General features: G+C 67.9%; 26 protein-coding genes and 1 tRNA gene. 20 read left to right on the top strand and 7 right to left on the bottom strand.

What is annotated here, in order from left to right:
• Positions 1–8: 8 nt before the first annotated feature.
• The gene (locus EV699_RS14240; protein ID WP_132543895.1) at positions 9–452 is read right to left on the bottom strand and encodes a C40 family peptidase; all 444 of its coding nucleotides are present in this window, start codon (positions 450–452) and stop codon (positions 9–11) included.
• A 121-nt stretch (positions 453–573) separates the two neighbouring features.
• Between EV699_RS14240 and EV699_RS14235 the strand changes: the two genes are divergently transcribed.
• The 11 genes from EV699_RS14235 to EV699_RS14185 all read left to right on the top strand — a co-directional run bounded on the left by EV699_RS14235 (position 574) and on the right by EV699_RS14185 (position 8,357).
• Positions 574–1,053: an FKBP-type peptidyl-prolyl cis-trans isomerase gene (locus tag EV699_RS14235; RefSeq protein WP_132543893.1), complete on the top strand. Its 480-nt coding sequence runs from the start codon at positions 574–576 to the stop codon at positions 1,051–1,053.
• 129 nt (positions 1,054–1,182) lie between these two features.
• On the top strand, positions 1,183–2,991 hold the full coding sequence (locus tag EV699_RS14230) for a M61 family metallopeptidase (protein WP_132543891.1): 1,809 nt from the start codon (positions 1,183–1,185) through the stop codon (positions 2,989–2,991).
• A gap of 134 nt (positions 2,992–3,125) precedes the next feature.
• Positions 3,126–3,872 (top strand): septum site-determining protein MinC, encoded by a 747-nt coding sequence (gene minC, locus EV699_RS14225; RefSeq protein ID WP_132543889.1) that lies wholly within the window; start codon positions 3,126–3,128, stop codon positions 3,870–3,872.
• A 42-nt stretch (positions 3,873–3,914) separates the two neighbouring features.
• The gene (gene minD / locus EV699_RS14220) at positions 3,915–4,724 is read left to right on the top strand and encodes a septum site-determining protein MinD (RefSeq protein ID WP_132543887.1); all 810 of its coding nucleotides are present in this window, start codon (positions 3,915–3,917) and stop codon (positions 4,722–4,724) included.
• A 2-nt stretch (positions 4,725–4,726) separates the two neighbouring features.
• Entirely contained in the window at positions 4,727–5,029 is a 303-nt protein-coding gene (gene minE, locus EV699_RS14215; RefSeq protein WP_132543885.1) for a cell division topological specificity factor MinE, read from the top strand.
• Positions 5,026–5,436, top strand: a complete 411-nt coding sequence (locus tag EV699_RS14210) for an RNA-binding S4 domain-containing protein (RefSeq protein ID WP_132543883.1) — start codon at positions 5,026–5,028, stop codon at positions 5,434–5,436. Before minE ends, EV699_RS14210 begins: the two co-directional genes overlap by 4 nt.
• 75 nt (positions 5,437–5,511) lie before the next feature.
• Positions 5,512–5,961, top strand: coding sequence for an arsenic resistance N-acetyltransferase ArsN2 (arsN2, locus tag EV699_RS14205; protein WP_132543881.1), 450 nt, complete (start codon positions 5,512–5,514; stop codon positions 5,959–5,961).
• A gap of 3 nt (positions 5,962–5,964) precedes the next feature.
• Entirely contained in the window at positions 5,965–6,405 is a 441-nt protein-coding gene (locus EV699_RS14200) for an NUDIX domain-containing protein (protein ID WP_132543879.1), read from the top strand.
• 145 nt (positions 6,406–6,550) lie between these two features.
• A complete protein-coding gene (locus tag EV699_RS14195; protein ID WP_132543877.1) occupies positions 6,551–7,093 on the top strand; it encodes a sigma-70 family RNA polymerase sigma factor in 543 nt (180 codons plus the stop codon).
• Positions 7,090–7,788 (top strand): anti-sigma factor, encoded by a 699-nt coding sequence (locus EV699_RS14190; RefSeq protein WP_132543875.1) that lies wholly within the window; start codon positions 7,090–7,092, stop codon positions 7,786–7,788. Before EV699_RS14195 ends, EV699_RS14190 begins: the two co-directional genes overlap by 4 nt.
• Before the next feature lie 113 nt (positions 7,789–7,901).
• A complete protein-coding gene (locus EV699_RS14185; protein WP_243662682.1) occupies positions 7,902–8,357 on the top strand; it encodes a group I truncated hemoglobin in 456 nt (151 codons plus the stop codon).
• Positions 8,358–8,448: 91 nt separating this feature from the next.
• Here EV699_RS14185 and EV699_RS14180 read toward each other — a convergent pair.
• Both EV699_RS14180 and ispB read right to left on the bottom strand, forming a co-directional pair.
• Positions 8,449–8,525, bottom strand: a tRNA-Pro gene (locus EV699_RS14180).
• Positions 8,526–8,533: 8 nt separating this feature from the next.
• Positions 8,534–9,502: an octaprenyl diphosphate synthase gene (gene ispB, locus EV699_RS14175; protein ID WP_132543873.1), complete on the bottom strand. Its 969-nt coding sequence runs from the start codon at positions 9,500–9,502 to the stop codon at positions 8,534–8,536.
• A 230-nt stretch (positions 9,503–9,732) separates the two neighbouring features.
• Here ispB and rplU point away from each other — a divergent pair, with 230 nt between their 5' ends.
• The 4 genes from rplU to proB all read left to right on the top strand — a co-directional run bounded on the left by rplU (position 9,733) and on the right by proB (position 12,605).
• Complete coding sequence (gene rplU / locus EV699_RS14170) at positions 9,733–10,047, top strand: 50S ribosomal protein L21 (protein ID WP_132543871.1); 315 nt, start codon at positions 9,733–9,735, stop codon at positions 10,045–10,047.
• 15 nt (positions 10,048–10,062) lie between these two features.
• The gene (rpmA, locus tag EV699_RS14165; protein ID WP_132543869.1) at positions 10,063–10,320 is read left to right on the top strand and encodes a 50S ribosomal protein L27; all 258 of its coding nucleotides are present in this window, start codon (positions 10,063–10,065) and stop codon (positions 10,318–10,320) included.
• An 84-nt stretch (positions 10,321–10,404) separates the two neighbouring features.
• The gene (cgtA, locus tag EV699_RS14160) at positions 10,405–11,466 is read left to right on the top strand and encodes an Obg family GTPase CgtA (protein WP_132543867.1); all 1,062 of its coding nucleotides are present in this window, start codon (positions 10,405–10,407) and stop codon (positions 11,464–11,466) included.
• An 8-nt stretch (positions 11,467–11,474) separates the two neighbouring features.
• A complete protein-coding gene (gene proB / locus EV699_RS14155; protein WP_132543865.1) occupies positions 11,475–12,605 on the top strand; it encodes a glutamate 5-kinase in 1,131 nt (376 codons plus the stop codon).
• A gap of 85 nt (positions 12,606–12,690) precedes the next feature.
• Here proB and rpsT read toward each other — a convergent pair whose 3' ends face one another.
• A complete protein-coding gene (gene rpsT, locus EV699_RS14150) occupies positions 12,691–12,957 on the bottom strand; it encodes a 30S ribosomal protein S20 (protein WP_132544029.1) in 267 nt (88 codons plus the stop codon).
• Positions 12,958–13,201: 244 nt separating this feature from the next.
• Here rpsT and murJ point away from each other — a divergent pair, with 244 nt between their 5' ends.
• The 5 genes from murJ to ispH are packed head-to-tail and all read left to right on the top strand — an operon-like array spanning position 13,202 to position 20,106.
• A complete protein-coding gene (gene murJ, locus EV699_RS14145) occupies positions 13,202–14,743 on the top strand; it encodes a murein biosynthesis integral membrane protein MurJ (protein ID WP_132543863.1) in 1,542 nt (513 codons plus the stop codon).
• A 59-nt stretch (positions 14,744–14,802) separates the two neighbouring features.
• Positions 14,803–15,756: a bifunctional riboflavin kinase/FAD synthetase gene (gene ribF / locus EV699_RS14140; RefSeq protein WP_132543861.1), complete on the top strand. Its 954-nt coding sequence runs from the start codon at positions 14,803–14,805 to the stop codon at positions 15,754–15,756.
• Between the two features lie 45 nt (positions 15,757–15,801).
• On the top strand, positions 15,802–18,630 hold the full coding sequence (ileS, locus tag EV699_RS14135) for an isoleucine--tRNA ligase (protein WP_132543859.1): 2,829 nt from the start codon (positions 15,802–15,804) through the stop codon (positions 18,628–18,630).
• On the top strand, positions 18,627–19,136 hold the full coding sequence (gene lspA, locus EV699_RS14130; protein ID WP_207923014.1) for a signal peptidase II: 510 nt from the start codon (positions 18,627–18,629) through the stop codon (positions 19,134–19,136). The genes ileS and lspA overlap by 4 nt, the downstream gene beginning before the upstream one ends.
• 28 nt (positions 19,137–19,164) lie before the next feature.
• Complete coding sequence (gene ispH, locus EV699_RS14125; protein ID WP_132543857.1) at positions 19,165–20,106, top strand: 4-hydroxy-3-methylbut-2-enyl diphosphate reductase; 942 nt, start codon at positions 19,165–19,167, stop codon at positions 20,104–20,106.
• On the opposite strand, the gene EV699_RS14120 is transcribed toward ispH, so the two are convergent.
• The 3 genes from EV699_RS14120 to EV699_RS14110 form a co-directional block, all read right to left on the bottom strand.
• On the bottom strand, positions 20,077–21,165 hold the full coding sequence (locus EV699_RS14120) for a glycosyltransferase (RefSeq protein ID WP_132543855.1): 1,089 nt from the start codon (positions 21,163–21,165) through the stop codon (positions 20,077–20,079). The two genes, ispH and EV699_RS14120, sit on opposite strands and share 30 nt — an antisense overlap.
• A gap of 153 nt (positions 21,166–21,318) precedes the next feature.
• A complete protein-coding gene (locus EV699_RS20445; protein ID WP_279389411.1) occupies positions 21,319–21,849 on the bottom strand; it encodes a type IV pilin protein in 531 nt (176 codons plus the stop codon).
• Complete coding sequence (locus EV699_RS14110; protein WP_165904151.1) at positions 21,846–26,345, bottom strand: pilus assembly protein; 4,500 nt, start codon at positions 26,343–26,345, stop codon at positions 21,846–21,848. The genes EV699_RS20445 and EV699_RS14110 overlap by 4 nt, the downstream gene beginning before the upstream one ends.
• Between the last annotated feature and the right edge of the window lie 214 nt (positions 26,346–26,559).

Below are 26,559 nucleotides of genomic sequence, written 5' to 3'. Positions count from 1 at the left end.
CGCGGCGCTCAGCCGTCGATGTAGCTGACGCCGCCGATGTAGCGGGACTTCCAGTAGGGGATCCCCAGGCCGACCTTGCGCACCTCGCGGCTGCCGCTCGACGCGTGGATCATCTGGCCGTCGCCGGTATAGATGCCGACGTGCGACACCCGGTCCGGCTCGGTGGCGAAGAACAGCAGGTCGCCCGGCTGGACGTCGTCCAGGTGGCGGCCGCGGCGGAACTGCTCCTCGGTGGAGCGCGGCACGCGCAGGCCGGCGCGCGCATAGGCCATCTGCACCAGCCCGCTGCAGTCGACCCCCTTCGGCGTTGCGCCGCCGGCGACGTAGGGGGTGCCGATCAGGCGCTCGGCGTTGCTGAGCACGCGCTCGCGCAGCGGCGACGGCGCCGACGCGCATCCGGCGAGCAGCGCGGCGGCGAACAGGGCGACAGCCAGTCGTGCGGATCGGGGCATCGGCGGATGGTCACGCGGCATACGGACATGACCGCTCCAGTATAGCCGCCGCCGCGGGTCGGACAGCTCCGGACCCGTGGGTTATAGTGTGCCCCTCCAAGTCACCCCACAGGTGGGCCCCATGAAAGCTGCCGCAGGCAGAGTCGTTTCCATGCACTACACGCTCACCGACGATGCCGGCGAGGTGCTCGACAGCAGCAGCGGCCGTACGCCGTTCGAGTACCTGCACGGACATGGCAACATCATCGGCGGGCTCGAAAGCGCGCTCGAAGGGGTTGAGGCCGGTTTCAAGTCCAAGGTCACGGTGGCACCGGCCGACGGCTACGGCGAGCGCAACGACAAGGCGGTGTTCGAGGTGCCGCGCGACCAGTTCCCGCCGGGGGAGGAGATCCAGGTCGGCATGCAGGTGCACGGCGAAGGCCCGCAGGGCGTGGTCGCCTTCACCGTGGTCGGCGTGGCCGCCGATCACGTCACGCTGGACGGCAATCACCCGCTGGCGGGCAAGACCCTGTATTTCGACGTCGAGGTGCTCGGTGTGCGCGAGGCGACGGAGCAGGAGCTCGACCACGGCCACGTGCATGCGCACGGCCACGATCACTGAGCGCCCGTGCGCTCCGGCAAGGCGGCTGCGGCCGCCTTTTTGTTGCGGGCCGTACGCAGGCGCGACGACGGTTGCCACGACGTCGCGCGAGCGCGAGAGTGAGCCGCCGCCGCAGCCTCCGAGAAGCCGATGAGCGCCACGCCCGCGATCCGTTACCACATCCAGCCCGCGCACCCCGGGGCGCACCTGTTCCGCGTGCGCTGCGAGGTGGCGGTGCCCGCCGCGGAGGGGCAGCTGTTCCGCCTGCCGGCATGGATCCCCGGCAGCTACATGATCCGCGACTTCGCGCGTCACGTGGTCGTGGCGCGTGCCGCAGCCGGGGGCCGGGCCGTCGCGCTGACGAAGCTCGACAAGGACACCTGGCAGTGCGCGCCCTGTGCAGGGCCGCTGAGCTTCGAATGGGAGGTGCACGCCTGGGACCTGTCGGTACGCGGCGCCCACCTCGACACCACCCATGCGTACTTCAATGGCAGCAGCGTGTTCCCGGCGGTGGTCGGCCAGGAGCACCTGCCGTGCGCGGTGACGATCGCGCTGCCGGACGGCGAGGGCTGGAAGCACTGGCGCGTCGCGACGAGCCTGCCGCGTGCGGGCGCGCTGCCGTGGAGCGCGGGCGACTATGCGGCGGCCGACTACGAGGAGCTCATCGACCACCCGGTCGAGATGGGCGAGTTCCTGCTCGGCGAGTTCGAGGCGTGCGGCGTGCCGCACGCGGTGGCGATCACCGGGCGGGTGCGGGTCGATCTCGAACGCCTGTGCCGTGACCTGAAGACGGTCTGCGAGCACCACATCCGCTTCTTCGGCGAACCGGCGCCGATGGCGCGCTACCTGTTCCTGGTCACGGCGGTGGGGGAGGGCTACGGGGGGCTCGAACACCGTGCCTCGACCAGCCTGCTGTGCGGGCGCGACGACCTGCCGCGCTCGGGCGAACCCGGCGACGGCTACCGCACCTTCCTCGGCCTGTGCAGCCACGAGTACTTCCACGCCTGGAACGTCAAGCGCATCCGCCCGGCGGCGTTCGTGCCGTGCGACCTTGGCCGCGAGGCGTACACGCGCCTGCTGTGGGTGTTCGAGGGCTTCACGTCCTACTACGACGACCTCGCGCTGGTGCGCAGCGGGCTCATCGACGAGGCCGGCTACCTGAAGATGCTCGGCGAGACGGCGACGCGCGTGTGGCGCGGGCCGGGCCGGCTGCGGCAGTCGCTCGCGGAGTCGAGCTTCGATGCCTGGAACAAGTTCTACAAGCCCGACGCCAATACGCCGAATGCCGTCGTGAGCTACTACACTAAGGGGGCCCTGGTGGCGCTGGCGCTGGATCTCGCGCTGCGCCGGGCGAGCGCCGGCGCCCGCAGCCTCGACGACGTGATGCGCGCGCTGTGGGCGCGCTACGGGCGCAGCGCCGACGGGGTGCCCGAGGACGGCATCGAACCCCTGGTGGCGGAGCTCGCCGGCCAGGACTTCGGTGCCTTCTTCGCACGCCATGTCCACGGCGTGGAGGACGCGCCGCTCGCCGAGCTGCTGCCCGACGTGGGGCTGCGTTTCAACCTGCGACCGGCGGAGTCGGGCAGCGATAACGGCGGACGCCCCGGCACGCGCAGCGAACCGCGCGCGGACCTCGGCCTGCGTACGCAGGTGGCGGACGGCGAGCTGCGGGTCAGCCACGTGCTCGACGGCGGGCCGGCGCAGGCGGCGGGGATCGCCGCGGGCGACGTGCTGGTCGCCCTAGAGGGGCTGCGCGTCCAGCCGCGGGGCTTCGATCGCCAGCTCGATGCGCTGCGTCCCGGCGAGTGCGTGCACCTGCACGTGTTCCGGCGCGACGAGCTCCTCGTGTTCGCGCTGACGCTGGCCGCGGCGCCGGCCGACACGGTATTCATCAGCGTCGACGGCGATGCCGCGGATGCCGTGGTGCAGCGGCGACGGACGTGGCTCAGCGGCGGCTGAGACGGGTGCCGGTACCACGTCGGCACGATCCGGCACGGGCCTTGAACGCCCGTAAGGTAGTGTTTAGAGTCACGGCCAGCCGCGCCGGTGGCACACCGGGGCGATCCGTCGGCGCTCTGGATTCCTGCATACGCATGTCACCCCCCAACGACCGCTCCGCCGACGCAGCGCCTTTCGACCTCAAGGGCAGCCTGTTCACCCTCACCGTCCTGCATCTGCGCCGCACCGATCCGGCGGCGATCGAGCGCCATCTGGCCGAAAAAGTCGCCCAGGCGCCGGGGTTCTTCGTCAACGTCCCGGTGGTCGTCGACTGCGAGGGGCTCGCCGATGCCGACGCCGCGCTGGATCTGGCCGGGCTGATCGCATGCCTGCGCCGCCACGGACTGGTACCGGTCGGCGTGCGCAACGGCTCCGAGGCGCTGGTCGCGGCGGCGCAGGCGGCGGGGATCGGCGTGTTGCCGGAGGGGCGCGGCAGCGGGCGCCGTGCCGAGCCGGAGCGGGCCGCCGCCGCTGCCGAGAGCGAGCGTGGGAGCGGCGCGCCGTCGTCGCGGGGCAACCGGCTGAGCACCCACCCGGTGCGTTCCGGGCAGCAGCTCTATGCGCCCGACGGCGACCTCGTGCTGCTCGGGACGGTCAGCCCCGGCGCCGAGGTGCTGGCCGACGGCAACATCCATATATACGGTCCGCTGCGCGGACGTGCGCTCGCCGGTGCCAAGGGCAATGCCGAGGCGCGCATCTTCTGCCTGAGCCTGGAAGCCGAACTGGTGTCCATCGCCGGCCGCTACCGGGTGCTGGAGCAGACCAGCAGCGAATTCTGGGGTAAGCCCGTGCAGATCCATCTGGCGGACGACCACCTGATCATCGAGCTGCTGGCGCGCTGAGTCGACAGCCGGCGGCACGCGCGTTTCCTAGGAGTGAGCATCTTGGCCAAGATCATCGTCGTGACCTCCGGCAAGGGAGGGGTCGGCAAGACCACCACCAGCGCCTCCTTCGCTACCGGTCTGGCCCTGCGCGGACACAAGACGGTCGTCATCGACTTCGACGTCGGCTTGCGCAACCTCGACCTGATCATGGGCTGCGAGCGCCGGGTGGTATATGACTTCGTCAACGTCATCAACAACGAAGCGACGATCAACCAGGCGCTGATCAAGGACAAGCACTGCGAGAACCTCTACGTGCTGCCGGCGTCGCAGACCCGTGACAAGGACGCCCTGCACAAGGAAGGGGTGGCACGGGTGCTCGACGAACTGCGCCAGAGCTTCGACTTCATCGTCTGCGATTCCCCTGCCGGCATCGAACGGGGGGCGATGATGGCGATGTATTTCGCCGACGAGGCGCTGGTGGTGACCAATCCCGAGGTTTCGTCGGTGCGCGACTCCGACCGCATCCTCGGCATCCTGGCGAGCAAGTCGCGGCGCGCCGAGCAGGCCGAGGAGCCGGTCAAGGAGCACCTGGTGCTGTCGCGCTACGCGCCCGAGCGCGTCGAGCGTGGCGACATGCTGTCGGTGGACGATGTGATGGAGATCCTGGCGATCCCGCTGCTCGGGGTGATCCCGGAGTCGCCCAGCGTGCTGCAGTCGTCGAACTCGGGCGTCCCGGTGATCCTCGACGAGGCCAGCGATGCCGGCGGCGCCTACGGTGATCTGGTCGCCCGCTTCCTCGGCGAGCAGCGCCCCCATCGTTTCCTCTCGGTTGAAAAGAAGGGCTTCTTCAAGCGGCTGTTCGGTAACTGAACATGGGCCTCTTCGATTATTTCCGTTCCAAGCGCCAATCGAGCACCGCCGCGGTTGCCAAGGAACGGCTACAGATCATCGTCGCGCACGAGCGTGGCAGCGGTCGCCGTCACAGTCCCGACTACATCCCGGCGCTGAAGCGCGAACTGCTCGACGTGGTGCGCAAGTACGTCCAGGTCGAGCAGGACCAGATCAAAGTGCACGTCGATCGCGAAGGGGACTACGAGGTGCTCGAACTGAACATCATCCTCCCGGACGACGACGGCCCCCCCAAGGGCCGAGCGCCGGCGCCGACGCGCGGATGAAGCCGGCGCCCGACACAAGCGCCGAAGCGCGCGTGCGGCTGGACCGCTGGTTGTGGACGGCGCGCTTCTTCAAGACCCGCAGCCTGGCGACCGAGGCGGTCGAGGGCGGGCGGGTGCACCTCAATGGTGAGCGCACCAAGCCGGCAAAGGGGGTCAAGCCCGGCGACCGGCTCGAGATCAGCCGCGATCAGCAGCACTTCGAGATCACCATCCGGGCGCTGGCCGAGCAGCGCGGTCCTGCCATCGCCGCCCGGCAGTTGTACGAAGAGTCCGCCGCCAGCGTCGAGCGGCGCGAGCGGGAGGCGCAGGAGCGGCGACTGCTCGCGGCCGGCAGCCCGCGCCCTGTGGTGCGTCCCGACAAGAAGGCCCGCCGCAGCATCATCCGCTTCACGCGCGGCGATGCCTGAGGTCGTCGCCCCGTAAACGGCGCAGGCCGGAGCGCGTGCGCCACGCACCACCTACGTGAACGGAGGCTCATCCGCATGAGCATGGATGTCGTGTTCGAACCGGCGTTGCCGCAGGACCTGCCGGCGGTGCGTGACCTGCTCGCCGCCGTGGGTCTGCACTACGCCGATCTCACGGCGGCGCATCTCGATGACTTCGTGGTCTGCCGCCTCGGCAGCGCGGTGATCGGCTGCCTGGGGGTCGAACGCTACGGCAGCGATGGCCTGCTGCGATCCTTCGCGGTGCGCCCCGCCTGGCGGGGTAGCGGACTCGGCCCGGCCCTGATCGCGCAGGCCGAACGGCGCGTGCAGGGGCAGGGGGTCAGGGCGCTGTACCTGCTCACCACCACGGCGGCCGGTCTGCTCGAAGCGCTCGGCTATCGGCCCTGCGCCCGCGCCGAGGTGCCCGCCCCGGTGCGGGCCTCGGCCGAGTTCACCAGCCGCTGCCCCGCCGATGCCGTCTGCCTCGCCAAAAGCCTCGAGGGTTGAGCGGTGCCGCTGCCGACGACACCACGGCTCACGGTCGATGTCGTGATCGAACTCGTCGATCGTCCGGGGCGGCCGATCGTGCTGATCGAACGGCGGCACCCGCCGCCCGGCTGGGCCCTGCCGGGGGGCTTCGTCGATGTCGGCGAGCGGGTGGAGGCGGCGGCGATCCGCGAGGCGCGCGAAGAAACCGGTCTCGGCGTGCGCCTGCGGGCCCTGCTAGGGGTGTACTCCGACCCGGCCCGCGATACTCGTTTCCACACCGCGAGCGTGGTGTACGTCGGGGAGGCGCAGGGCATGCCGACGGCCCGCGATGACGCCCGCGCCGTCGCCGTGCACGCCCCCGACGCGCTGCCGTCCGTGCTGGCCTTCGACCACGCGCGGATCCTCGCCGACTACCGCGTCTGGCGGGCGACCGCCCAGCCGCCCGCGCCGCGCGTCGACTGACGCCCGCGCTTCCCGCCTCCGCTGCCTGCATCCACATGGCGTACGCCGGCGCACTCGATGAGAGGGCTGCAGGACGGCGGGCTGCGCACGGTCGACGCTGGGCGGACGTCCGCCCGACGCTGATGCGCTGCGCCGTGGTGCCCGGATGAACGAACTTGCCGAACTGGAAGCCTTGCTGCTGGCGTGCGCCCAAGGAGACCGGGCGGCGTTCCGGCGCCTGTACGAGCAGACCTCGGGCCGCCTGATGGCGCTGTGCCGGCGGATGATGCACACCGAGGAGCAGGCCGAGGACGTCCTGCAGGAAGCGTACGTGCAGATCTGGCGGGATGCCGCATCGTTCGATCCGGCGCGCGCGTCGGCGGCGACCTGGCTGGCGGTGCTGGTGCGCCATCGTGCGCTCGATGCCCTGCGCCGTCGGCGCGAGGAGGCCCTCGGCGACGAGGAGCTCGCCGCCGTCGCCGACGAGACGCCGGGGCCGCTCGACCTGACGCTCGCCGCGGTGGACGGGCGGCGCCTGCACCTCTGTCTGGACGGACTCGGCGAGCGGCAGCGCGAAAGCATCCTGCTCGCGTTCCTCCGCGGCCTGAGCCATCCGCAGGTCAGCGCGGCGATGGCGGCGCCGCTCGGCAGCGTCAAGAGCTGGATCCGGCGCGGGCTCGAGCAACTGAAGAGGTGTCTGCACGCATGAACTACCGTACTCCGGAGCGGCGCTCGCAACTGGCGGCGGAGTACGTGCTCGGCACCCTGCGCGGCGCGGCGCGGCGTCGCTTCGAAGGCCTGATGGCGGCCGATCCGCTGCTGCGCCGCGAGGTGCGTGACTGGCAGGAGCAGCTCTACGGCATCATTGATCTGCTGCCGGCGGCGGCGCCACATCCGCGGGTGTGGGCCGGCATCGAACGGCGTCTCGCGCCGGCCGGGGTGCTGCCCTTCACACGACCGGTGCCGCAGCGCCGGCCTTGGCTATGGCCGACCTGGGCCGGGCTGGCGACCGCGGCGGCGCTGGTGCTGGCGATCTACGTCGGCCTGGCGCGGGGGCCGGTGCCGGAGGTCGGGTATGTTGCCGTGGTCGACGACGGCAGCGGCCAGGCGGCCTGGGTCGTGCGCCGCGAGGCGAGCGGGATCGTCGTCAGTGCGGTGCGGCCGCAGCGTCTGGCCGACGACCGCAGTTTCGAACTCTGGCTGCTGCCGCCCGGCGGCGAGGCGCCCCGGTCGCTCGGCCTGCTGTCGGCAAGCGGGGGGACGCGCCTGCCGCTCGCGCGCGATCTGCTGGCCGTGCTGCCCGGCGCGGGCCTGGCCGTCAGCCTCGAACCGGTGGGAGGCTCGCCGACCGGCCAGCCGACCGGGCCGGTCCTCTACCTGGGCCGGCGCCTGCCGGACGCCTGAGCGCGTGCCGCGCGTCGCGGGGTGAGGCGGTCGGCATTTTTTTGCACGCGCCGGCATCCGTGCGATGGCGTCGAGCGCATCTACAGGGGCCATCCAACCACGGGAGTCCCCTGATGAAAACCGCGCTTCGTTCCAAGCTGATGGTTGCCGCCCTCCTGGTTCCGCTGCTCGGCGGGTGCTCGCAGATGTCGACGGGCGAGGCCATGCAGGCCGCGCCGAGCCTGTACACCCGGCTCGGCGGCAAGGAGGCGATCACCGCGGTGGTCGACGACTTCGTCGGCAACGTCGCGGCCGATCGGCGCATCAACGGCTTCTTCGCCCACACCGACATCCCGCGCCTGAAGCGCCTGCTGGTCGAGCAGATCTGCGCCGGCAGCGGCGGCCCCTGCACCTATACCGGGCGGGACATGCAGACCGCGCATGCCGGCATGGGGGTGACGGAGGCGAACTTCAACGCGCTCGTCGAAGACCTCGTCAAGTCGCTCGACAAGTTCAAGGTGCCGGCGAAGGAGCAGCAGGATCTGCTCGCCCTGCTGGGGCCGATGAAGCCCGCCATCGTCAGCCGCTGAGCCGGAGCCGTCCGTGCCCCGGATCCTGCGCCGCCGGCGGACGGATGAAAACGACGAAGCCGGCTTGCGCCGGCTTCGTCGTTTCTGGATTTGGTCGGGGTGACAGGATTCGAACCTACGACCCCCACGTCCCGAACGTGGTGCTCTACCAGACTGAGCTACACCCCGAAATCGCTTCAGAAGGAACGATCGACCGAGTAATCCGCCAGCCCGACAAGGGCGTCCTTGAAGGGAGAAGATGGCAGGAATTGCGCGGCGGCGATGGCCTTGTCGGCCTCCTGCCTTGCGAGGCGCGCAGTATAGGCAAGGGCACCGGTGCGTTCAATAGTGCGCGTGACGACTTCGATGTGCTCGCGCCCGCCGCTCTCGATCGCCTCGCGGATCACCCGGACCTCGTCGGCATTGCCGTGACGCAGCGCGTAGATCAGCGGCAGCGTGGGTTTGCCTTCGGCCAGATCGTCGCCGACGTTCTTGCCGATCTCGGCACTCGATGCGCTGTAGTCGAGCAGGTCGTCGACGAGCTGGAACGCCGTGCCGAGGTGCAGCCCGTAGCTCGCGAGCGCTGCCTCGGTCTCGCCGCTGCGATTCGAGATCACGGCGCCGAGCCGGGCCGCCGCCTCGAACAGCTTGGCGGTCTTGCAGTGGATGACCTCGAAGTAGCGCTCCTCGGTGGTGTCGGGGTCGTGGCAGTTGAGCAGCTGCATCACCTCGCCTTCGGCGATGCGGTTGGTGGTATCGGCGAGGATCCGCATCACCGCCATGCTGTCGATGCCGACCATCATCTGGAACGCACGCGAGTACAGGAAGTCGCCGACCAGCACGCTCGCCTCGTTGCCCCAGACGGCATTGGCGGTCTCACGACCGCGCCGCATCGTCGAGGCATCGACCACGTCGTCGTGCAACAGGGTCGCGGTATGGATGAACTCGATGATCGCGGCGAGCGTGATGTGCTGCCCCCCTGCATGTCCGCAGGCACGGGCAGCGAGCACCGTGATCACCGGGCGCAAGCGCTTGCCGCCGCTGTTGATGATGTACGCGCCGAGTTGGTTCACCAGTGCGACGTCGGAATGCAGTTCACGCTGAATGAGCTGGTCGACGGCCTGCATGTCGTCGGCGGCCAGTGCCCGTACGTCTTGGATGTTCATGAGGCTGGGAATCGGCGAGTGGAGTTCGACGAGTGCCCGCAGTGGCGTCGAGAAGCCGGAACGACCGCTGCGGGGGCATTACTGTTCTTTGGAGTCGTAACCGTAGCAATAGTTTACCGTGCCGCCCGGTCGGGGCACAGTGAATAATCCGGTTGACCCTGTTGGTCGCGGGTCGCTACAATTCGCGCCCTTTAGTAGTCGCTTGATCAAAATTGGCTGGAGATTCAGCAATGTACGCTGTGATTAGGACCGGGGGCAAACAGTACCGCGTCGCCGAGGGGCAGACCCTCAAGGTCGAGAAGCTCGACGTCGCCGAAGGGGCTGCGGTCGAGATCGATCAGGTGTTGCTGATTTCCGATGGCGAAACCGTGACCGTTGGCGATCCGCTGGTGGCGGGCGGCAAGGTGACGGCGACGGTGCAGGGTCACGGCCGCGCCAAGAAGATCGAGATCGTCAAGTTCCGTCGGCGCAAGCACCATCGCAAGCAGATGGGGCACCGCCAGCACTACACCGAACTCAAGATCACCGGCATCAGCGCCGGCTGATTCAGGGGATTATCCATGGCACACAAGAAAGCGGGCGGCAGCAGCCGCAACGGTCGCGATTCCGAGTCCAAACGGCTCGGCGTCAAGCTCTACGGCGGCCAGGCCGTGCGCGCGGGCAACATCATCGTGCGCCAGCGGGGCACGCAGTTCCACGCCGGCGCAAACGTCGGGCTGGGCACCGATCACACCCTGTTCGCGAAGGCGGACGGCCGCATCGTGTTCGAAACCAAGGGTCCGAAGGCCCGCAAGTACGTGAGTGTGCAGCCTGCCTGAGCATCGGCGGCGGGTACGGCCGAAAGCCCCGTTCATGCGGGGCTTTCTCGTTTCTGGGGCACCTGCGGGGGCGGGGCGAGCAAAATGAAGTTCGTCGATGAGGCGGTGATTCGCATCCAGGCCGGCGACGGCGGGAACGGCTGTGTCAGCTTCCGCCGCGAGCGCTTCATCCCGTTCGGCGGTCCCGATGGTGGCGACGGCGGGGACGGCGGCAGCATCTATCTGGTGGCCGACCCCGATCTCAACACCCTGGTCGATTTCCGTTTCACGCGGACGTTCCGCGCGGCGCGCGGCGAGAACGGCAGTTCGGCCAATTGCACCGGAAAGGCGGGCGACGACCTGCTGGTGTCGGTGCCGGTCGGGACCCTGGCGATCGACGCCGACACCGACGAGGTGATCGGTGACCTGGTGGGCGCCGGTCAGCGCCTGCTGGTCGCGCGCGGCGGCTTCCACGGCATCGGCAACGCCCGCTACAAGAGCAGCACCAACCGGGCGCCGCGCCAGTCCAAGCCCGGCACGCCAGGCGAGGGGCGCACGCTCAGGCTCGAACTCAAGGTCCTGGCCGACGTGGGGCTGCTCGGCATGCCGAATGCCGGCAAGTCGACGCTGATCCGCGCGGTGTCGTCGGCGCGACCGAAGGTGGCCGACTACCCGTTCACCACCCTGCACCCCAATCTCGGCGTGGTGCGGGTCGGGCCGCTCAGGAGCTTCGTGATGGCCGACATCCCCGGCCTGATCGAGGGCGCCGCGGACGGGGCCGGGCTCGGCGTGCAGTTCCTGAAGCACCTGTCGCGTACCAGCCTGCTGCTGCACCTGGTCGACATGAGTCCCTACAGTGACAGCGCCGATCCGCTCGGCGACGTGCGCGTGATCGAGACCGAGCTGGCCCGCTACAGCGAGGAGTTGGCGGGGCGCGAGCGCTGGCTGGTGCTCAACAAGCTCGACCTGGTGCCGGCCGAGGAGCGCGAGACGCGGGTGGCGGCGCTGCTCGCGGCGCTGCACTGGAGCGGGCCGGTGTTCTCCATCGCGGCGATCCGCGGCGAGGGGACCGAGCTCCTGTGCCAGCGCATCATGGACCGCCTCGACGCCCGGCGGGCCGAGGCGCCCGTCGACGGCGCAGCGGCCGCCCTCACCGATCATTCCTGAGTACCGCCATGTCGAGCAGCTTCCGTGAATCCCTCGGCCGTGCCCGGCGCTGGGTCGTCAAGATCGGCAGTGCGATGATCACCGACGGCGGGCGCGGCCTCGACGCCCAGGCGATCGGCGCCTGGGTCGAGCAGGTCGCCGAACTGCACGCCCAGGGGCGCGAGCTCATCCTGGTGTCCTCCGGCGCCGTGGCCGAAGGGATGCGCCGGCTCGGCTGGGCGCGCCGGCCCGATACGCTGCACGAACTGCAGGCGGCGGCGGCGGTCGGGCAGATGGGGCTGGTGCAGGCCTGGGAAGCGGCGTTCCAGCGCCATGGCATCCGCACCGCGCAGATCCTGCTGACACACGAGGACGTCGTCGACCGGCAGCGTTACCTCAATGCGCGGGGCACGCTGCGCACGCTCACCGGCTTGCGCGTGATTCCCGTGGTCAACGAGAACGACACGGTTGCGTTCGAGGAGATCCGCTTCGGCGACAACGACACCCTCGGCGCCCTGGTGGCGAACCTGGTCGAGGCCGAACTGTACGTGATCCTCACCGATCAGAAGGGCATGTACGACCGCGATCCGCGCCAGGATCCGGCCGCCACGCTGATCGACGAGGCGCGTGCCGGTGACCCCGCGCTCGAGCGCATGGCCGGCGGTGGCGCGGGCACGCTCGGGCGCGGCGGCATGCTGACCAAGGTGCGCGCGGCGGCGAAGGCGGCGCGTTCCGGGACCAGCACGCTGATGGCCTGGGGGCGCGAACCGGACGTGCTGCGGCGCATCGCCCTGGGCGAAACGATCGGCACCTTGCTGCGGCCGGCGCAGGGGCCGGTGGCCGCGCGCAAGCAGTGGCTCGCCGTGCAGTTGCAGGTGCGCGGGCGGGTGTTCATCGATGCCGGCGCCGCCCGGGTCCTGCGCGAATCCGGGCGCAGCCTGCTGCCGGTGGGGGTGACGCGCGTCGAAGGCGACTTCGTGCGCGGCGAACTGGTGGCCTGCGTCGGCCCCGATGGCGCCGAGATCGCCCGCGGCCTCGTCAATTACGACGCGGCGGCGGCGGCCCGCATCCTCGGCAAGTCATCGGCGGCGATCGAGGCGGCGCTGGGCTATGTCGACGAACCCGAACTCATCCACCGCGACAACCTGGTACTGGTGTGAGCGGCGCCGGCGCGCCGCGCCAATGAAAAAGGGCCGGATCGCTCCGGCCCTTTTCGCTTTCGGGAAAGCGGGCTCAGACTCAGGCTCAGGCGCTCATCGCCTTGATGTGGCCGGCGAGCCGGCTCTTGTGGCGTGCCGCCTTGTTGGCGTGGATCAGGCCCTTGCGCGCAGTGCGGTCGATGATCGAACTCGCTTCCTGATAGGCCGTCTCGGCCTTGGACTTGTCGCCGGTGGCGATCGCGGCGATGACCTTCTTGACGTAGGTGCGGAAGGTGGATCGCAGGCTGGCGTTGTGCTGACGGGCCTTTTCCGCCTGACGAACGCGCTTCTTGGCTTGAGCAGAGTTGGCCAAAGTCGGGCTCCTGTTCGGATAGATCGTGCCGGGGCCGGGCGCGAGCCCCGGCGTCTGGAAAAAGGCGCGCAGTATCAACGGCGTGCCGGCCGCTGTCAATGCCCGCGCCGGGCTGTCGCGGGGCGTGCGCACCGGCACGCGGCGGCGGGGCCGGAATCCGCACGCCGACCGGCCGCCGGCGCCGGCGGTTGCTATCATGCCGCCCCTTCGGAATCCGCCTGGAGCGTCTTGCAGGTGACGCGCGATGAGTAAGTCCCTCCTCAGGTCCACCGGCACCGTCAGTGCGCTGACCTTCCTGTCACGCCTGCTGGGGTTTGTGCGGGACATGCTCTATGCGCGCCTGTTCGGTGCCGGCGCGGGCATGGATGCCTTCAACGTCGCCTTCCGCATCCCCAACCTGATGCGCCGCCTGGTGGCGGAGGGGGCGTTCTCGCAGGCCTTCGTGCCGGTGTTCAGCGAGTACCGCGCGCAGCGCTCGCCGGAAGAGCTGAAGCGGCTGGTCGACGAGGTCGCCGGCACGCTGGGTGCGGTGCTGCTGTTGCTGACGGCGCTCGGGATGATCGGCGCGCCGCTGCTGGTGTGGCTGTTCGCCAGCGGCTTCAGCAGCGAGCCGGCGAAGTTCGCGCTGACCGCCGACATGCTGCGCATCACCTTTCCGTACATCCTGTTCATCGCCCTGACCGCCTTCGCCGGCGGCATCCTCAACAGCTGCGGCAAGTTCGCCGTGCCGGCGCTGACGCCGGTGCTGCTCAACCTGTGCATGATCGGTGCGGCACTCTGGGCCGCGCCGCACTTCGCCGAACCGACGCTCGCGCTCGCCTGGGGGGTGTGCATCGCCGGCGTGTTCCAGCTGCTGTACCAGTTGCCGGCGCTGCGGGCCCTGGCGCTGCTGCCGCGGCCGCGCTGGGGCTGGGCGAGCGCCGGCGTGCAGCGCATCCTGCAGTTGATGCTGCCGGCGATGCTCGGCTCCTCGGCCGCCCAGATCAATCTGCTGATCAACACCCAGCTCGCCTCGACCCTGCCGACCGGCAGCGTGAGCTGGCTCTACTATTCGGACCGGCTGGTGGAGTTCACGCTCGGCATCTTCGGGGCGGCACTCGGCACCGTGATCCTGCCGAAGCTCGCGCGCCAGCATGCCGACGCCGCGCCCGCGGCGTTCTCCGCCACGCTCGACTGGGGCCTGCGCTGGTCGCTGCTGATCGGCGTGCCGTCGACCGTCGCGCTGATGATCCTCGCCGGCCCCTTGCTGGCCACCCTGTTCATGCACGGCGAGTTCACCGCGCACGACGTGGTGATGACCACGCGCAGCCTCGTCGCCTACGGCTCCGGGCTGGTCGCCTTCATGCTGATCAAGGTGCTCGCGCCGGGGTTCTACGCGCGCCAGGACACCAGGACGCCGGTGCGCTACGGGCTGGTGTCGATCGGCGTCAACATCGGGCTGCAACTGCTGCTGGTCCAGTGGCTGGCGCACGCCGGACTCGCGCTGTCGACGGCGCTGGCATCGTTCATCAACGCGGGGCTGCTGCTGGTGCGCCTGCTGCGCGACGGGCACTACGTCCCGGTGCCGGGCTGGTGGCGCTTCGGCCTGCACCTCCTGCTCGGCAACCTGGCGATGGCGGCATTCCTGCTGTGGGGCGCCGGTGACCTCGCGCAGTGGTACACCGCGACGACCTCCGAGCGCCTGCTGCACCTCGCCTGGCTGGTGGCCGGCGGCATGGCGGTCTACGCGGTGACCTGCCTCGGCACCGGCCTGCGCCTGCGCGACCTGGTCGCGCGCGCGGCATGACAAGCCGCCGCGCATCTTCGATAATTGTGCGTTCGCGTCATCCGACAAGCGGAACCGGCATGGAACTGATTCGCGGTGCCCACAACCTGCGTCCCCGTCACCGCGGCTGCGTACTGACCATCGGCAATTTCGACGGGGTGCATCTCGGCCACCGCTCGCTGCTGGCGCAGCTGAACGTGCGTGCGCGCAGCCTCGCCGTACCGAGCGTGGTGATGTGCTTCGAGCCGCATCCGCAGGAGTTCTTCGCCGGCGACGCGAAGCCCGCCCGGCTCGCACGCCTGCGCGAAAAGCTCCTCGCGCTCGCCGAGGCCGGCGTCGATCGGGTGCTGGTGCTGCGCTTCGATGCGCGCCTCGCCAATCTCGAGGCCGAGAGCTTCGTGCGCGATCTGCTGATCGACCGGCTCGGCGTGCGCTACCTGGTGATCGGCGACGACTTCCGTTTCGGGCGCGGTCGTCGCGGCGACTTCGAGATGCTCGGGCGCTTCGGTGCCGAGGCGGGGTTCGAGCTGGCGCGCACGTCGACGGTGACGGTCGAGGGCGATCGCGTCAGCAGCACGCGCATCCGCGACGTCCTCGCCCGCGGCGATCTCGCGCTCGCCGAGCGCCTGCTCGGGCGCCGCTACGCCGTGTGCGGGCGCGTCGCCCACGGCGACGAGCGCGGGCGCACGATCGGCTTCCCGACCGCGAACGTGCACCTGCACCGCGTCGCCACGCCGCTGTCCGGCGTGTACGCGGTGAGCGTGCACGGCATCGGCGGCGGCATCCGCACCGGCGTGGCCAATCTCGGCCGGCGACCGACGGTCGGAGGAACGCGCGAGCAGCTCGAAGTGCACCTGTTCGATTTTTCCGGCGACCTGTACGGACGCGCGCTGCGCGTCGAATTCCACGCCCGCCTGCGGGCCGAACAGCGCTTCGATTCGTTCGCGGACCTCGCCGCGCAGATCCACCGCGATGCCGGGCAGGCACGGGCGTGGTTCGCGGCGCATCCGGCGGAGCGGGGCGCGGGCCGATAACGGGATTTTCCGAGCACCGCATCGACGGTGCGCAGAGGTTGTGACGTGGCCGACTACAAAGACACCCTGAATCTACCGGCGACCGCCTTCCCGATGAAAGGCAACCTGCCGACGCGCGAGCCCGAGACCCTGGCGCGCTGGGAGGCGATGGCGCTCTACCGGCGCCAGCGCGAGGCCTTCGCCGGTCGTCCGCGTTTCGTGCTGCACGACGGCCCGCCGTATGCCAACGGCGACATCCACATCGGCCACGCCGTCAACAAGGTGCTCAAGGACATCATCGTCAAGTCGCGCACGCTCGGTGGCTTCGACGCCCCCTACGTGCCCGGCTGGGACTGCCACGGCCTGCCGATCGAGCACGCGGTCGAGAAGAAGCTCGGCAAGGTCGGCGTCAAGGTCGATGCGCGCACCTTCCGCGCCGAATGCCGCAAGTTCGCGCACGCGCAGGTGGACCGCCAGCGCACCGACTTCAAGCGCCTGGGCGTGCTCGGCGACTGGGACAGGCCCTACCTGACGATGGACTTCCGCACCGAGGCCGACATCGTGCGCTCGCTCGCGCGCATCGTCGCCAACGGTCACCTGGACCGCGGCTCCAAGCCCGTCTACTGGTGCGTCGACTGCGGCTCGGCGCTCGCCGAAGCCGAGGTCGAATACGAGGACAAGACCTCGCTGGCGCTCGACGTGCGCTTCCCGGTGGTCGACGAGCCGGCGCTGATGGCGCGCCTGCACCACTGCGACGGCCATGAAGGGCGCGGGCCGGTGGCGGTGGTGATCTGGACCACCACGCCGTGGACGCTGCCCGCCAACCAGGCCGTGGCGCTCAACCCCGAACTCGACTACGTCGTCGTGCAGGCCGAGACCGCGCAGGGGCACGAGCGCCTGCTGCTCGCCGAGGGGCTGCTGAAGGATGCGATGCTGCGCTGGGATGTCGAGCGCTACCAGGTCATCGCCTACGGCAAGGGCAGCGAACTCGAAGGCCTGAAGCTGCGCCACCCGTTCTACCCGCGCGAGGTGCCGGTCGTCCTCGGTGGCCACGTCACGCTCGAAGCCGGTACCGGCGCGGTGCACACCGCGCCGGCCCACGGCCAGGACGACTACGTCGTCGGTTCGCGCTATGGGCTCGCGGTCGACAATCCGGTCGGGCCCGACGGCCGCTTCCTGCCCGAGACGCCCCTGTTCGGCGGCATGCACGTCGCCCATGCGAACGACACCATCGTCGAGCACCTGAAGGCGCACGGCGCGCTGCTGCACGCCGAGAAGATCAGCCACAGCTACCCGCACTGCTGGCGCCACAAGACGCCGGTGATCTTCCGCGCGACGCCGCAGTGGTTCATCAGCATGGAGCAGGCCGGCCTGCGTGCCCGCACACTGGCCGAGATCGAGCCCCTGGCGTTCACGCCGGACTGGGGCCGCCAGCGGCTGGAGGGCATGGTGGCCAACCGCCCCGACTGGTGCATCTCGCGCCAGCGCTACTGGGGTTCGCCGATCGTGCTGTTCACGCATCGCCAGACCGGCGAGCTGCACCCGCGCACGGCGGAGCTGATCGAGCAGGTCGCCGTGCTGATCGAGGCCGAGGGCATCGATGCCTGGTTCGCGCTCGACGCCGCCGACATCCTCGGTGACGAGGCGGCCGAGTACGACAAGGTCACCGACACCATCGACGTCTGGTACGACTCGGGCACCACGCACTTCTCGGTGCTCGAGAGCCGCCCCGAACTCGCGTTTCCGGCCGATCTCTACCTGGAGGGGTCGGATCAGCACCGTGGCTGGTTCCAGTCCTCCCTGCTGGCCTCGGTGGCGATGCGCGGCGTCGCGCCCTACAAGGGGCTGCTGACGCACGGCTTCACCGTCGACGCGCAGGGCCGCAAGATGTCGAAGTCGGTCGGCAACGTCATCGCTCCGCAGGAGGTGATCAAGGAGCTCGGCGCCGACGTGCTGCGGCTGTGGGTCGCGGCGACCGACTACCGCGGCGAGATGACGGTGTCGAAGGAGATCCTGCGGCGCATGTCGGATTCGTACCGGCGCATCCGCAACACCGCGCGCTTCCTGCTCGCCAACCTCAACGGCTTCGACCCGGCCACCGACGCGCTGGCGCCCGCGGCGCTGCTGCCGCTCGACCGCTGGGCGGTCGACCGCGCCGCGCGCCTCGACCGCGACGTCCGCGAGGCCTACGACAAGTACCTGTTCCACGTGATCTACCAGAAGGTGCACAACTTCTGTTCGGTGGATCTCGGCAGCTTCTACCTCGACGTGATCAAGGACCGCCAGTACACCTGCGCGCGCGACAGCCGTGCCCGGCGCTCGGCGCAAACCGCGCTGTACCACGTGCTCGAGGCCCTGGTGCGCTGGATCGCGCCGATCTGCTCGTTCACCGCCGAGGAGATCTGGGGCCACATGCCGGGGACTCGCGCCGACAGCGTGTTCCTCGCCACCTGGTACGACGGGCTGTTCGAGCTCGCCGACGACGACGTCCTCGGGGCGCCGTACTGGGAGCGCCTGCTCGACGTGCGCGAAGTGGTCAGCAAGGAGCTCGAAAAGCTGCGCGTCGCCGGCGGCATCGGGGCGTCGCTCGACGCCGAGGTCGATCTGTACGCGAGCGGCGAACTCCAGGCCGATCTGGCCCGGCTCGACGACGAACTGCGCTTCGTGCTGATCACCTCCGACGCGCACGTCCACCCGCTCGCCGAGCGCCCGCCGCATGCGGTCGAGACCCTGGACGGCGCGCTCGCGATCGCCGTCGCACCCTCGGCATTCACCAAGTGCGTGCGCTGCTGGCACCACCGTGAGGATGTCGGCCGCCATGCGCTGCACCCCGGGCTGTGCGGGCGCTGCGTCGAGAACATCGATGGCGGCGGCGAGCAGCGCCGCTACGCATGAGTGCGTCCCGCATGCTGCGCTGGCTGTGGCTGAGCGCGCTGGTGATCGGCCTCGACCAGGCGAGCAAGCTGGGCATGCAGGACTGGCTGCTCGCGCAGCCGGCGGGGCGCGTGCCGGTGTTGCCCGGGCTGTTCGAGTGGGTGCTCGCCTACAACCGCGGCGCCGCGTTCAGCTTTCTCGGCGACGCCGATGGCTGGCAGCGCTGGCTGTTCCTCGCGCTCGCGGGCGTGGTCAGCGTCGTGCTCACACTCTGGCTCGCCCGCCTCGAGGCGCACGAACGCCGCTTGGCGGCGGCGCTCGCGCTGGTCATCGGTGGGGCGGTCGGCAACCTGATCGACCGCGTCTTCCACGGTCACGTGATCGACTTCATCCAGGTCTACATCGGTACCTGGCCGTTCCCGGTGTTCAATCTGGCCGATTCCGCGATCTCGCTCGGCGCGGCACTGCTGGTGCTCGACAGCCTGCTCGCCGGCAGCTCCCGACATTCCGCAACACCCGAGCGCTAGCGGCCCCGACGGCCGCGAGGGGCATTCCATGAAAATCCGACTCGCCAATCCGCGCGGCTTCTGCGCCGGCGTCGACCGTGCCATCGAGATCGTCGAGCGCGCCCTGCAACTGTTCGGCGCGCCGATCTACGTGCGCCACGAGATCGTCCACAACCGCTACATCTGCGACAAGCTGCGCGGCGAAGGGGCGATCTTCATCGAGGATCTCGCCGACGTCCCTGATGGCGCCACGCTGATCTTCAGCGCCCACGGCGTGTCGCGCGCCATCCACGACGAGGCCGCGCGGCGCGGCCTGACGGTGTTCGACGCCACCTGCCCGCTGGTGACCAAGGTCCACATGGAGGTGGTGCGCCACGCCAAGCAGGGGGTCGACGTGGTGCTGATCGGCCATGCCGGTCACCCCGAGGTCGAAGGCACCATGGGCCACTACGATACGGCGAACGGCGGCACGATCCACCTGGTGGAAACGCCCGAATGCGTCGAGCGGCTGCAGGTGCGCGATCCGGAGCGGCTCGCCTTCGTGACGCAGACGACGCTGTCCGTGGACGACACCCAGAACGTGATCGATGCACTGTGCCGGCGTTTCCCGGCGATTCGCGGACCGCGCAAGGACGACATCTGCTACGCCACCCAGAACCGCCAGGATGCCGTCAAGCAACTCGCCGCCGAGTGTGACGTGGTGCTGGTGGTGGGCTCGCCGAACAGTTCCAACTCGAACCGCCTGCGCGAGATATCGGAAAAGCTCGACGTGCCCGCCTACCTGATCGACGCCGCCGAGGACATCGACCGCGCCTGGATCGAGGGCAAGGCGTGCATCGGCGTCACCGCCGGCGCTTCCGCCCCCGACATCCTGGTCCAACAGGTGCTTGCACGCCTGCGGGAGTGGGGCGCCGAGGTGCTGCCCGAGAGCGGCGGGATCAAGGAGAGCGTGGTGTTCGCGTTACCGCGTGAGCTGCGGGCGGCGCCGTAGCGCTTCGGTTGCCGGAGTAGCGGCGCCGATGGCCTGCAGGAAGCTGTCGACGACCGCATCGGGTTGAAAGCACGGGCGCCGGGAATGCGTCAGTGCCGCGTCCGCAAGCCGCTCCAGCCGCGTGGCGTCACCCCAAACCTGGGCGAAGGTTTCTTTCCAGGCATCGACGTTCGTGTAGTCGTCGATCAGGATCCCGCCATCGCCGACCGCCTCGGACAAGCCGCCGACCCGGCTGGCCAGTGCGGGAATGCCGCTGCATTGCGCTTCGGAGACGACACGGCCCCAGGTCTCCTCGCACTGGGATGGGGCCAGTAGCAAGCGGGCAGTGCCGAGCACGTGCCGGATGCTGGGGCTCACCTTGTGCCAGCGTACGTTCGGCAGGGCACGGGCACGGGCACGGATATCGGCCGGGGTGTAGTGAGGGTCGTAGGAATCGACCAGATCGAACGTCACCTCGCGTCGTGAGGCCGCGAGCTCCAGAACGATGTTCACGCCCTTGGAGGCGCGGGGGCAAATGAAGAGGACATGGCGCCGGGTCGATTGCACCTGATAGGCAGACGGCTGTATCAGCGGCGGGATCACGTCAGCGTGGATGCCGTGATGCCGCCCGATCCAGGCGGCCGTGAAATGCGAATTGGCCAGGAACGGCAGGCCGTCGGGACACGGGGCGCAGGCATCCGCCGGCGTGGCGGAATGCAGATAGCAGTACACGTCGACCCGGTGCTGTCTTGCTCTCTGCGCCAAGGCGAACCTGTCGTCGCGCTGAGTGATGACGACATCGGGCCGAAAATCTTCCAGGACCTCGCTCAAGCCGATGACCGTATCCCAGCCCCGATAAACGCGGTAGCCACCGAAGCGATCGGCGACCACGGCGCGCTGCATGGCCTTGCGTGCCAGTGCGTTGAGCAGGTAACGCAGACCATAGGGCCTGATTCCGGTGATGACCGCCACTTCGATGGAGCGGCATCGCAGGGCCTTGGCGAGAGCATCGGTGTTGACCTCGATGCCGCCCGTGCCTTGAGGCAGGTAGCGTTGGCCTACCGTGAAAAGGATGCGCATTCGGACTCGGTAATCTTGTGCGAGGTGACGCGAATGATGGGTCGGCGCCGCGGACGAGCGCTTGTTCACCGTATCGGCAGTCAAGGTCGTTGCTGTTTTTATGTGTGAATCAGGCCTCGTTTCCCTGCCCGTGTCCCGCGTCAGGCTTTATCGCTAGCGTTGCCAGCAATTGGTGGCGCTCCACCCGGACGCCGCCCCGGTAACGCCGCGGACGCCTTGGCTGTTGAGCGTGAGCGTACCGCAGGGGTCGCTGGCCTGGACACCGGCCCGCGCAGCGTTCAACGTGAACGCGGTGGCCGGAACCGTCGCGCTGCGCCCGGACGACGGGGTCAGGGTTACGGTGAAGGTGTAATAGGTACTCACCGATTGGCTGCTGGGCGTCGGCAAGGTGGGATCTCCACCGTTGGTTTCGTCGTAGCGGAAATTGGTCGAATAGCGACGCTCCATCCAGCCGGCCAGTTCCATCAGCGCTGCTTGCGCATCCGCCCGCCGCGCGCGCTGCACGTAGCCGGTATAGGCCGGATAGGCGATGGCAGCGAGAATGGCAGCGATCGCGACGGTGACCATCAGTTCGACCAGCGTGAAACCGCGCTGGTCTGCCTTGCCGCCTGGGCCGCCACCCTCATCATGCTGCCTTCGACGGTGCGGTTGCCGTGAGGATAACGGTTTCGTGATCGGGGTCACTGGAGTTGTCTCCACGTCAGTCGCCCTTTCTTGCCGCCGCTCAATTCGATCTCTCCTTTGCCCACCGCCTCGGTACCGCCGGGAATCTTGATTTCGCACGCACCACCTTCGCAGCGTGTATCGCCGCTGGACGAGCCCTTGCCCAGGATCGTGATGCCGGTGGGCATGCCGATATCGTCCAGGCGTTTGGCGCTCGGTGCCCGATTCTCGTTGATGCCTGAGACCGTGCCTGCCGTCACGATGTCGGAGGCGTTGATCGTATTGTCGCCGCTGTAGTCAAGGGCACTGTAGGTGAGTGCCTGTCCGCTGAGTGCATTCAACTCCATGAGCCAGCCGTATCCGGATTTCTGGCATGAGCTTTGGGTCGGGATCGACGTGAGCACCACCAGTCGTTCGTAGATGCGCGCCGGTGTTACGACGACACGCTCACCCTGGAAGATGCTGCCACCGCTCAACAGGTCCATGTACCAGCCACGCTTTTGCGTCCAGTCGATGGCGGTGTTGCTGGTGATGCGGATGGCATTGCTGAAACCGCTCGGTGTTCCTTCATAGGTGATGCTTTGTGCCAATAGCGCGCTGCGGCCGGCAATGACCGAACTACCCGTGTCGCGCAGTCCGTAGAGGGAGTTCACAGGATTGAAATCGGTGCCGCCGGTACCGTCGGTCGGGTTCGGATTGAGTACCGGATCGGTATGGTCGCTGGCGGTGAGGTAGCGACCCGTGCCGAAATACACCATGATGCCGCTGTCCGGGTGCTTTTCGACGAGTGGTTGCACCGTGATCGCCTGAGCGCGGCCAGCGCTATCCTTGGCGGAGAACAGCGGCGTGTTCGAGAAGGCGACATTCCAGGAACTCTCATTGCTCGAACTCAGATCGAACTTCCAGAGGTTGCCGAGCAGATCGCCCGCGTAGACGTAGTCCACCTTGCCGTCGTCATTGGCATCGAAAGCCGTCGGTGGTGAAAGGCCGTTGTCGCCAGCGACGGGAGGGGTGGTGACGAGTTCCTTGACGAGGGCCCCCGTCCACAGATCGATCACCAGCAACGTCGGTACGTTCACGCTCGCATTGTTGCCGCTGCCGACGACCGTGTTGTACGCATTGCCGACGATGGCGACCCACGGGTGAGCGGTGCTGTTGGTGCGCGCGATCAAGGGTTGGCGTGCCCCTTCGCCGAGGCGGGCGTTAGTGAATTCCCATAACGCCTGGCTGGAGGTGAACGCCGTGGGGGCGCTGACATCCAGCGCGAACAGGGATTTGCCGCCATTGCCCAGGGTGCCCAGCAGGATCGTCTTCCAGCCGTTGTTGTAGGCATCGCCCACCACGGGTGTTGCGTCGACATAATACTGGTGCGCGTAGTTTGCTTGGGCCAGTTTGTTCAGATTGGCGAAGACGCCGTAAGGGACATAGGCCAGTTTCTCACTGCCGTCCGCCGCTGCGATGCCATGCAGCATGCCGTCATTGGCACCGAAATAGAGCATTGAGGGACGAGAAGCCTTGCTCTGGACGAAACTCTGGTAACTGCTGCCTTCGCTGCCCGGCAGTATCGAGCGGCCTTCATCGCTGGCTGCGACATAGGTGGCTGCCGAGCCGATGACGTCGCCCAGCACGTACTTGCGGGTGCGATAGCCGTTCGTGACCTGGCTGGCCTCCTGCGATTGATTGCCGCGCAGGTAGTCGAGAACGGCTTGGCCATCCTTGGAGTTTTTCGTGCTCTCCAAGAGCTTTTGTTGTGCGTTGGAGATCGATGTCCACGTAAAAGCCACGCCCTTTCCGGTCTGATTCGGATCGGTCACGGTGTAGATGTTGCGTTGGGTGGGGGCAGGAATATGCTCGCGTGCCTGCCAGAGGGGTTGATCGACGAGGACGTTGCCGGATGAATCGAGTGGGTAGGCGATCACGTCTCCCGACCAGTCCGAAGCGTCGTAAGTCGTGCGGTAGACGACGGCGCTGGTCTGGAGTGTGCTCGAATTCGCCGTGAGCGCCGCCCCCGAGCGGGTCGTCGCGATCAGGTCGAAGATTTTGCCGAGCGATGCCGCGAGTTCGTTGGGATTGGCGACCGAGAAGTAGCTTTTGTCTTTCCACTCATCCGGCTGCGGCACGCCGTCCTTGTTGGTATCGATGAAGCCTCCCCATTTCGCGGCGAGTTCCAGCGGCTTCGGCAGGTTGCGCGCACTGGAGGTACCGAGCGGATAGGTTCGGGCCGAAACGTTCAAGGCAGGATTCGAATTCAAGGTGCAACCGCTCTCACAGTCCGGCGTGCCCGTTGGATCTTTGAAGGTATAGCCGTTGAGGCCCGAATGGGCGTGGAATCCATCCTGCGTGGTGCCGGCGATCACATAGCCGAATCCTAGCCTAAAGGTCGCCGAGGAGGCATTGAGCGTGGTGCTCACCTTGGCCGTATTGGCGAGCCAATTGATCTCGTAGTCGATGAAGCCGTCGACGTCGAGTTCGTAGTCGCTGCCCTGCTCGCTGTCGTCCCACGAGACGTAAAGCCGACCGGTCGCCGTCGTCGTCGTTGATTGCTGTGAATCGATGCGGAAATTCAGCAGGCCGCAACTGCCGACGAACGTGCTGCCATTGTAGGACTGGCAGGCTGGAATCAGCGTGACGCGACGCCCGCCGGTGCCCGCTTCGGCTATCGTGACACTGGGGCTGGCAGGCGCCAGCGAAATACCATAGGTATTGATCTTGTGATCACGGCGCGCGATGAGCGCCAGACCCGCCATTTCATAACCGCCCTTGAGGCGCGGTGCTTCCGGGCAGATGCCGTCGACCTGCGACAGGTCGGTTACCGTCTTGGCGGTACAGATTTGGTCGTATTGCCCCGCCGTCAGGCTGCGGCCGACGAAGAATGACCCCGTCAGCCCTTCGGCTGTGCCGATGTTCTTGGTTTCGGTACGCACGGCGCTGACGCCGCCCGATATCACCCCGGTGGACGTGTCGAGATCGGTGGTGATCCCGTCGACGGCATTACCGATGTCGGCGAGATTGGAGTCGAACGAGTTGGCGCTGGAACTGAAGAACACGACGTTCTTGGCCACGCATTGCTTGTCGGTCGAACTGAACGCGGCCTGGGGGTCGGTCCAGGTGACGTTGCCGGGCATGTGCGGAATCTTGTTTGCGTCGCTGGTTCCTGCGGTCGGCAGAAAAGCCGCGGTTGGCCCGGACGACAGCGCCGTGTAGTAACGCACGGCTTCCAGGTAGATCTCGGCTTCGGGGTTGCCGAAGCTGTTGCAGATATCATTGGCAAAATTCGACATGCCGGGTGTACCGCAACCGTCACCCGAGTAGTTGCTGCCGTTGTAGCCCGTCACCTGGAGCAGGTCGAGGGTCCGGATCATGCCGCCGAAGCTTGGGGCCGGATCCCCCCAGAAGCCGCGCGGACCGCTCGACAGCGAATTCTCGGAAGACGGTGGTGAGTTGAAACCGATGAATCGTCCGTCGGTGCTCACGCTGATCTCGTTCGAGTCGACGCCGATATTCTTGCGCAGCACACCGCCGGAGATATTGCGCCGATAACTGCCGGTGAGCAGGCCGAAGCGAATGACGTTGTCGTCGCCGTACTGCTGGATGATGCCGGTGGGCTTCTTGACCTTGCCGGTCGGGTAGGTCTTGCAGTTGTCCTCCTCGTGATTGTTCTGGCAGACCTCGGCGCGGACGATGAATTCGCCGGCCTTGTAACCATTGGCGATCTTGTCGCTGGCCGTCGGCAGGTTGCCGCTGGTGCCGTAGACAGGATCAACAGGGTAGTTTTCGCGCCACTCGCACTGGTAATAGCCATTCGAAGCCCAGCGTGGCCAACTGCCCCTTGCCACGCGCATCAGGGGTACGTACCGGCCGTCGCTTGTATCGGTGTAGCTGACATTGCACAGGCTGATGGTGGCGTCACTCAGCGGTGTCAGCCGGTTCATGTCGCTGCCGGAGTAGACCTTCACCCAGGCATGGCCATCACGCGGTACTGCGGCGCGCTCCAGCACGGTGTAAGCGTCGTCGTCGACGATGCGCATGCCGCCGTAGAGGACGCGGCGAATGATGTCCATGCGCGTCATCGTCGCCCAGTTCAGGAAGTTGCCGCTCCACAGGTTGCCGCCGGTCGGGCAGTAGTAATCGGCATCCGCGTCCTTGCCGATCGACGGGCTGAAGCGCTGGAGACCGGAGATGTATTCGTAACAACGGCCGCTATCGAAATAGCCGAAATAACGCACACCCTTGTTGTAAGTGAGCTCGGGAATGCCATCACCGTCCAGATCGCTGTAATCGTTGAAAGCCTTGTAGAACAGCGTGTGGTCCTTGCCCATCGCGAGCATGGCCAGTACCGGCGCCTGGTAATAGGTGATTGGTGTTTGCGGAAGTGTCAACGCATGGGCGGCCGACATGAAGCACGCGAGCACCAGCGCCACGATCAGCCACGGGCCGCGTGCCGTCTGTGCTCCCCGATGGCGCCGCAGCGTCGCGAGGCTCCAGGATGCGGATGACGCAGAACGGGGTGGGTACATGCGATCGCCTCCGGACTCAGTTGCAGGCGTACGTCGATTCGAGCACAACGACGGTGCTTCCACCGTAGCCGCTGAACTCCATATATTTAAACTTCCGCCGTACTGTTTGTTGTGGCGATTAAGAAGGCGTCCCTCCTCGCCGGAAGGGCAGGCTGAAGGGGGCGACCCAATGACATGTTGGTGAAAAAGGAGGTCAATAAAATTTCTGATCGCC

Origin of the sequence: Plasticicumulans lactativorans, assembly GCF_004341245.1 — a bacterium.
Taxonomy (GTDB): domain Bacteria; phylum Pseudomonadota; class Gammaproteobacteria; order Competibacterales; family Competibacteraceae; genus Plasticicumulans_A; species Plasticicumulans_A lactativorans.
This window is presented reverse-complemented; position numbering and strand designations above follow the sequence as displayed.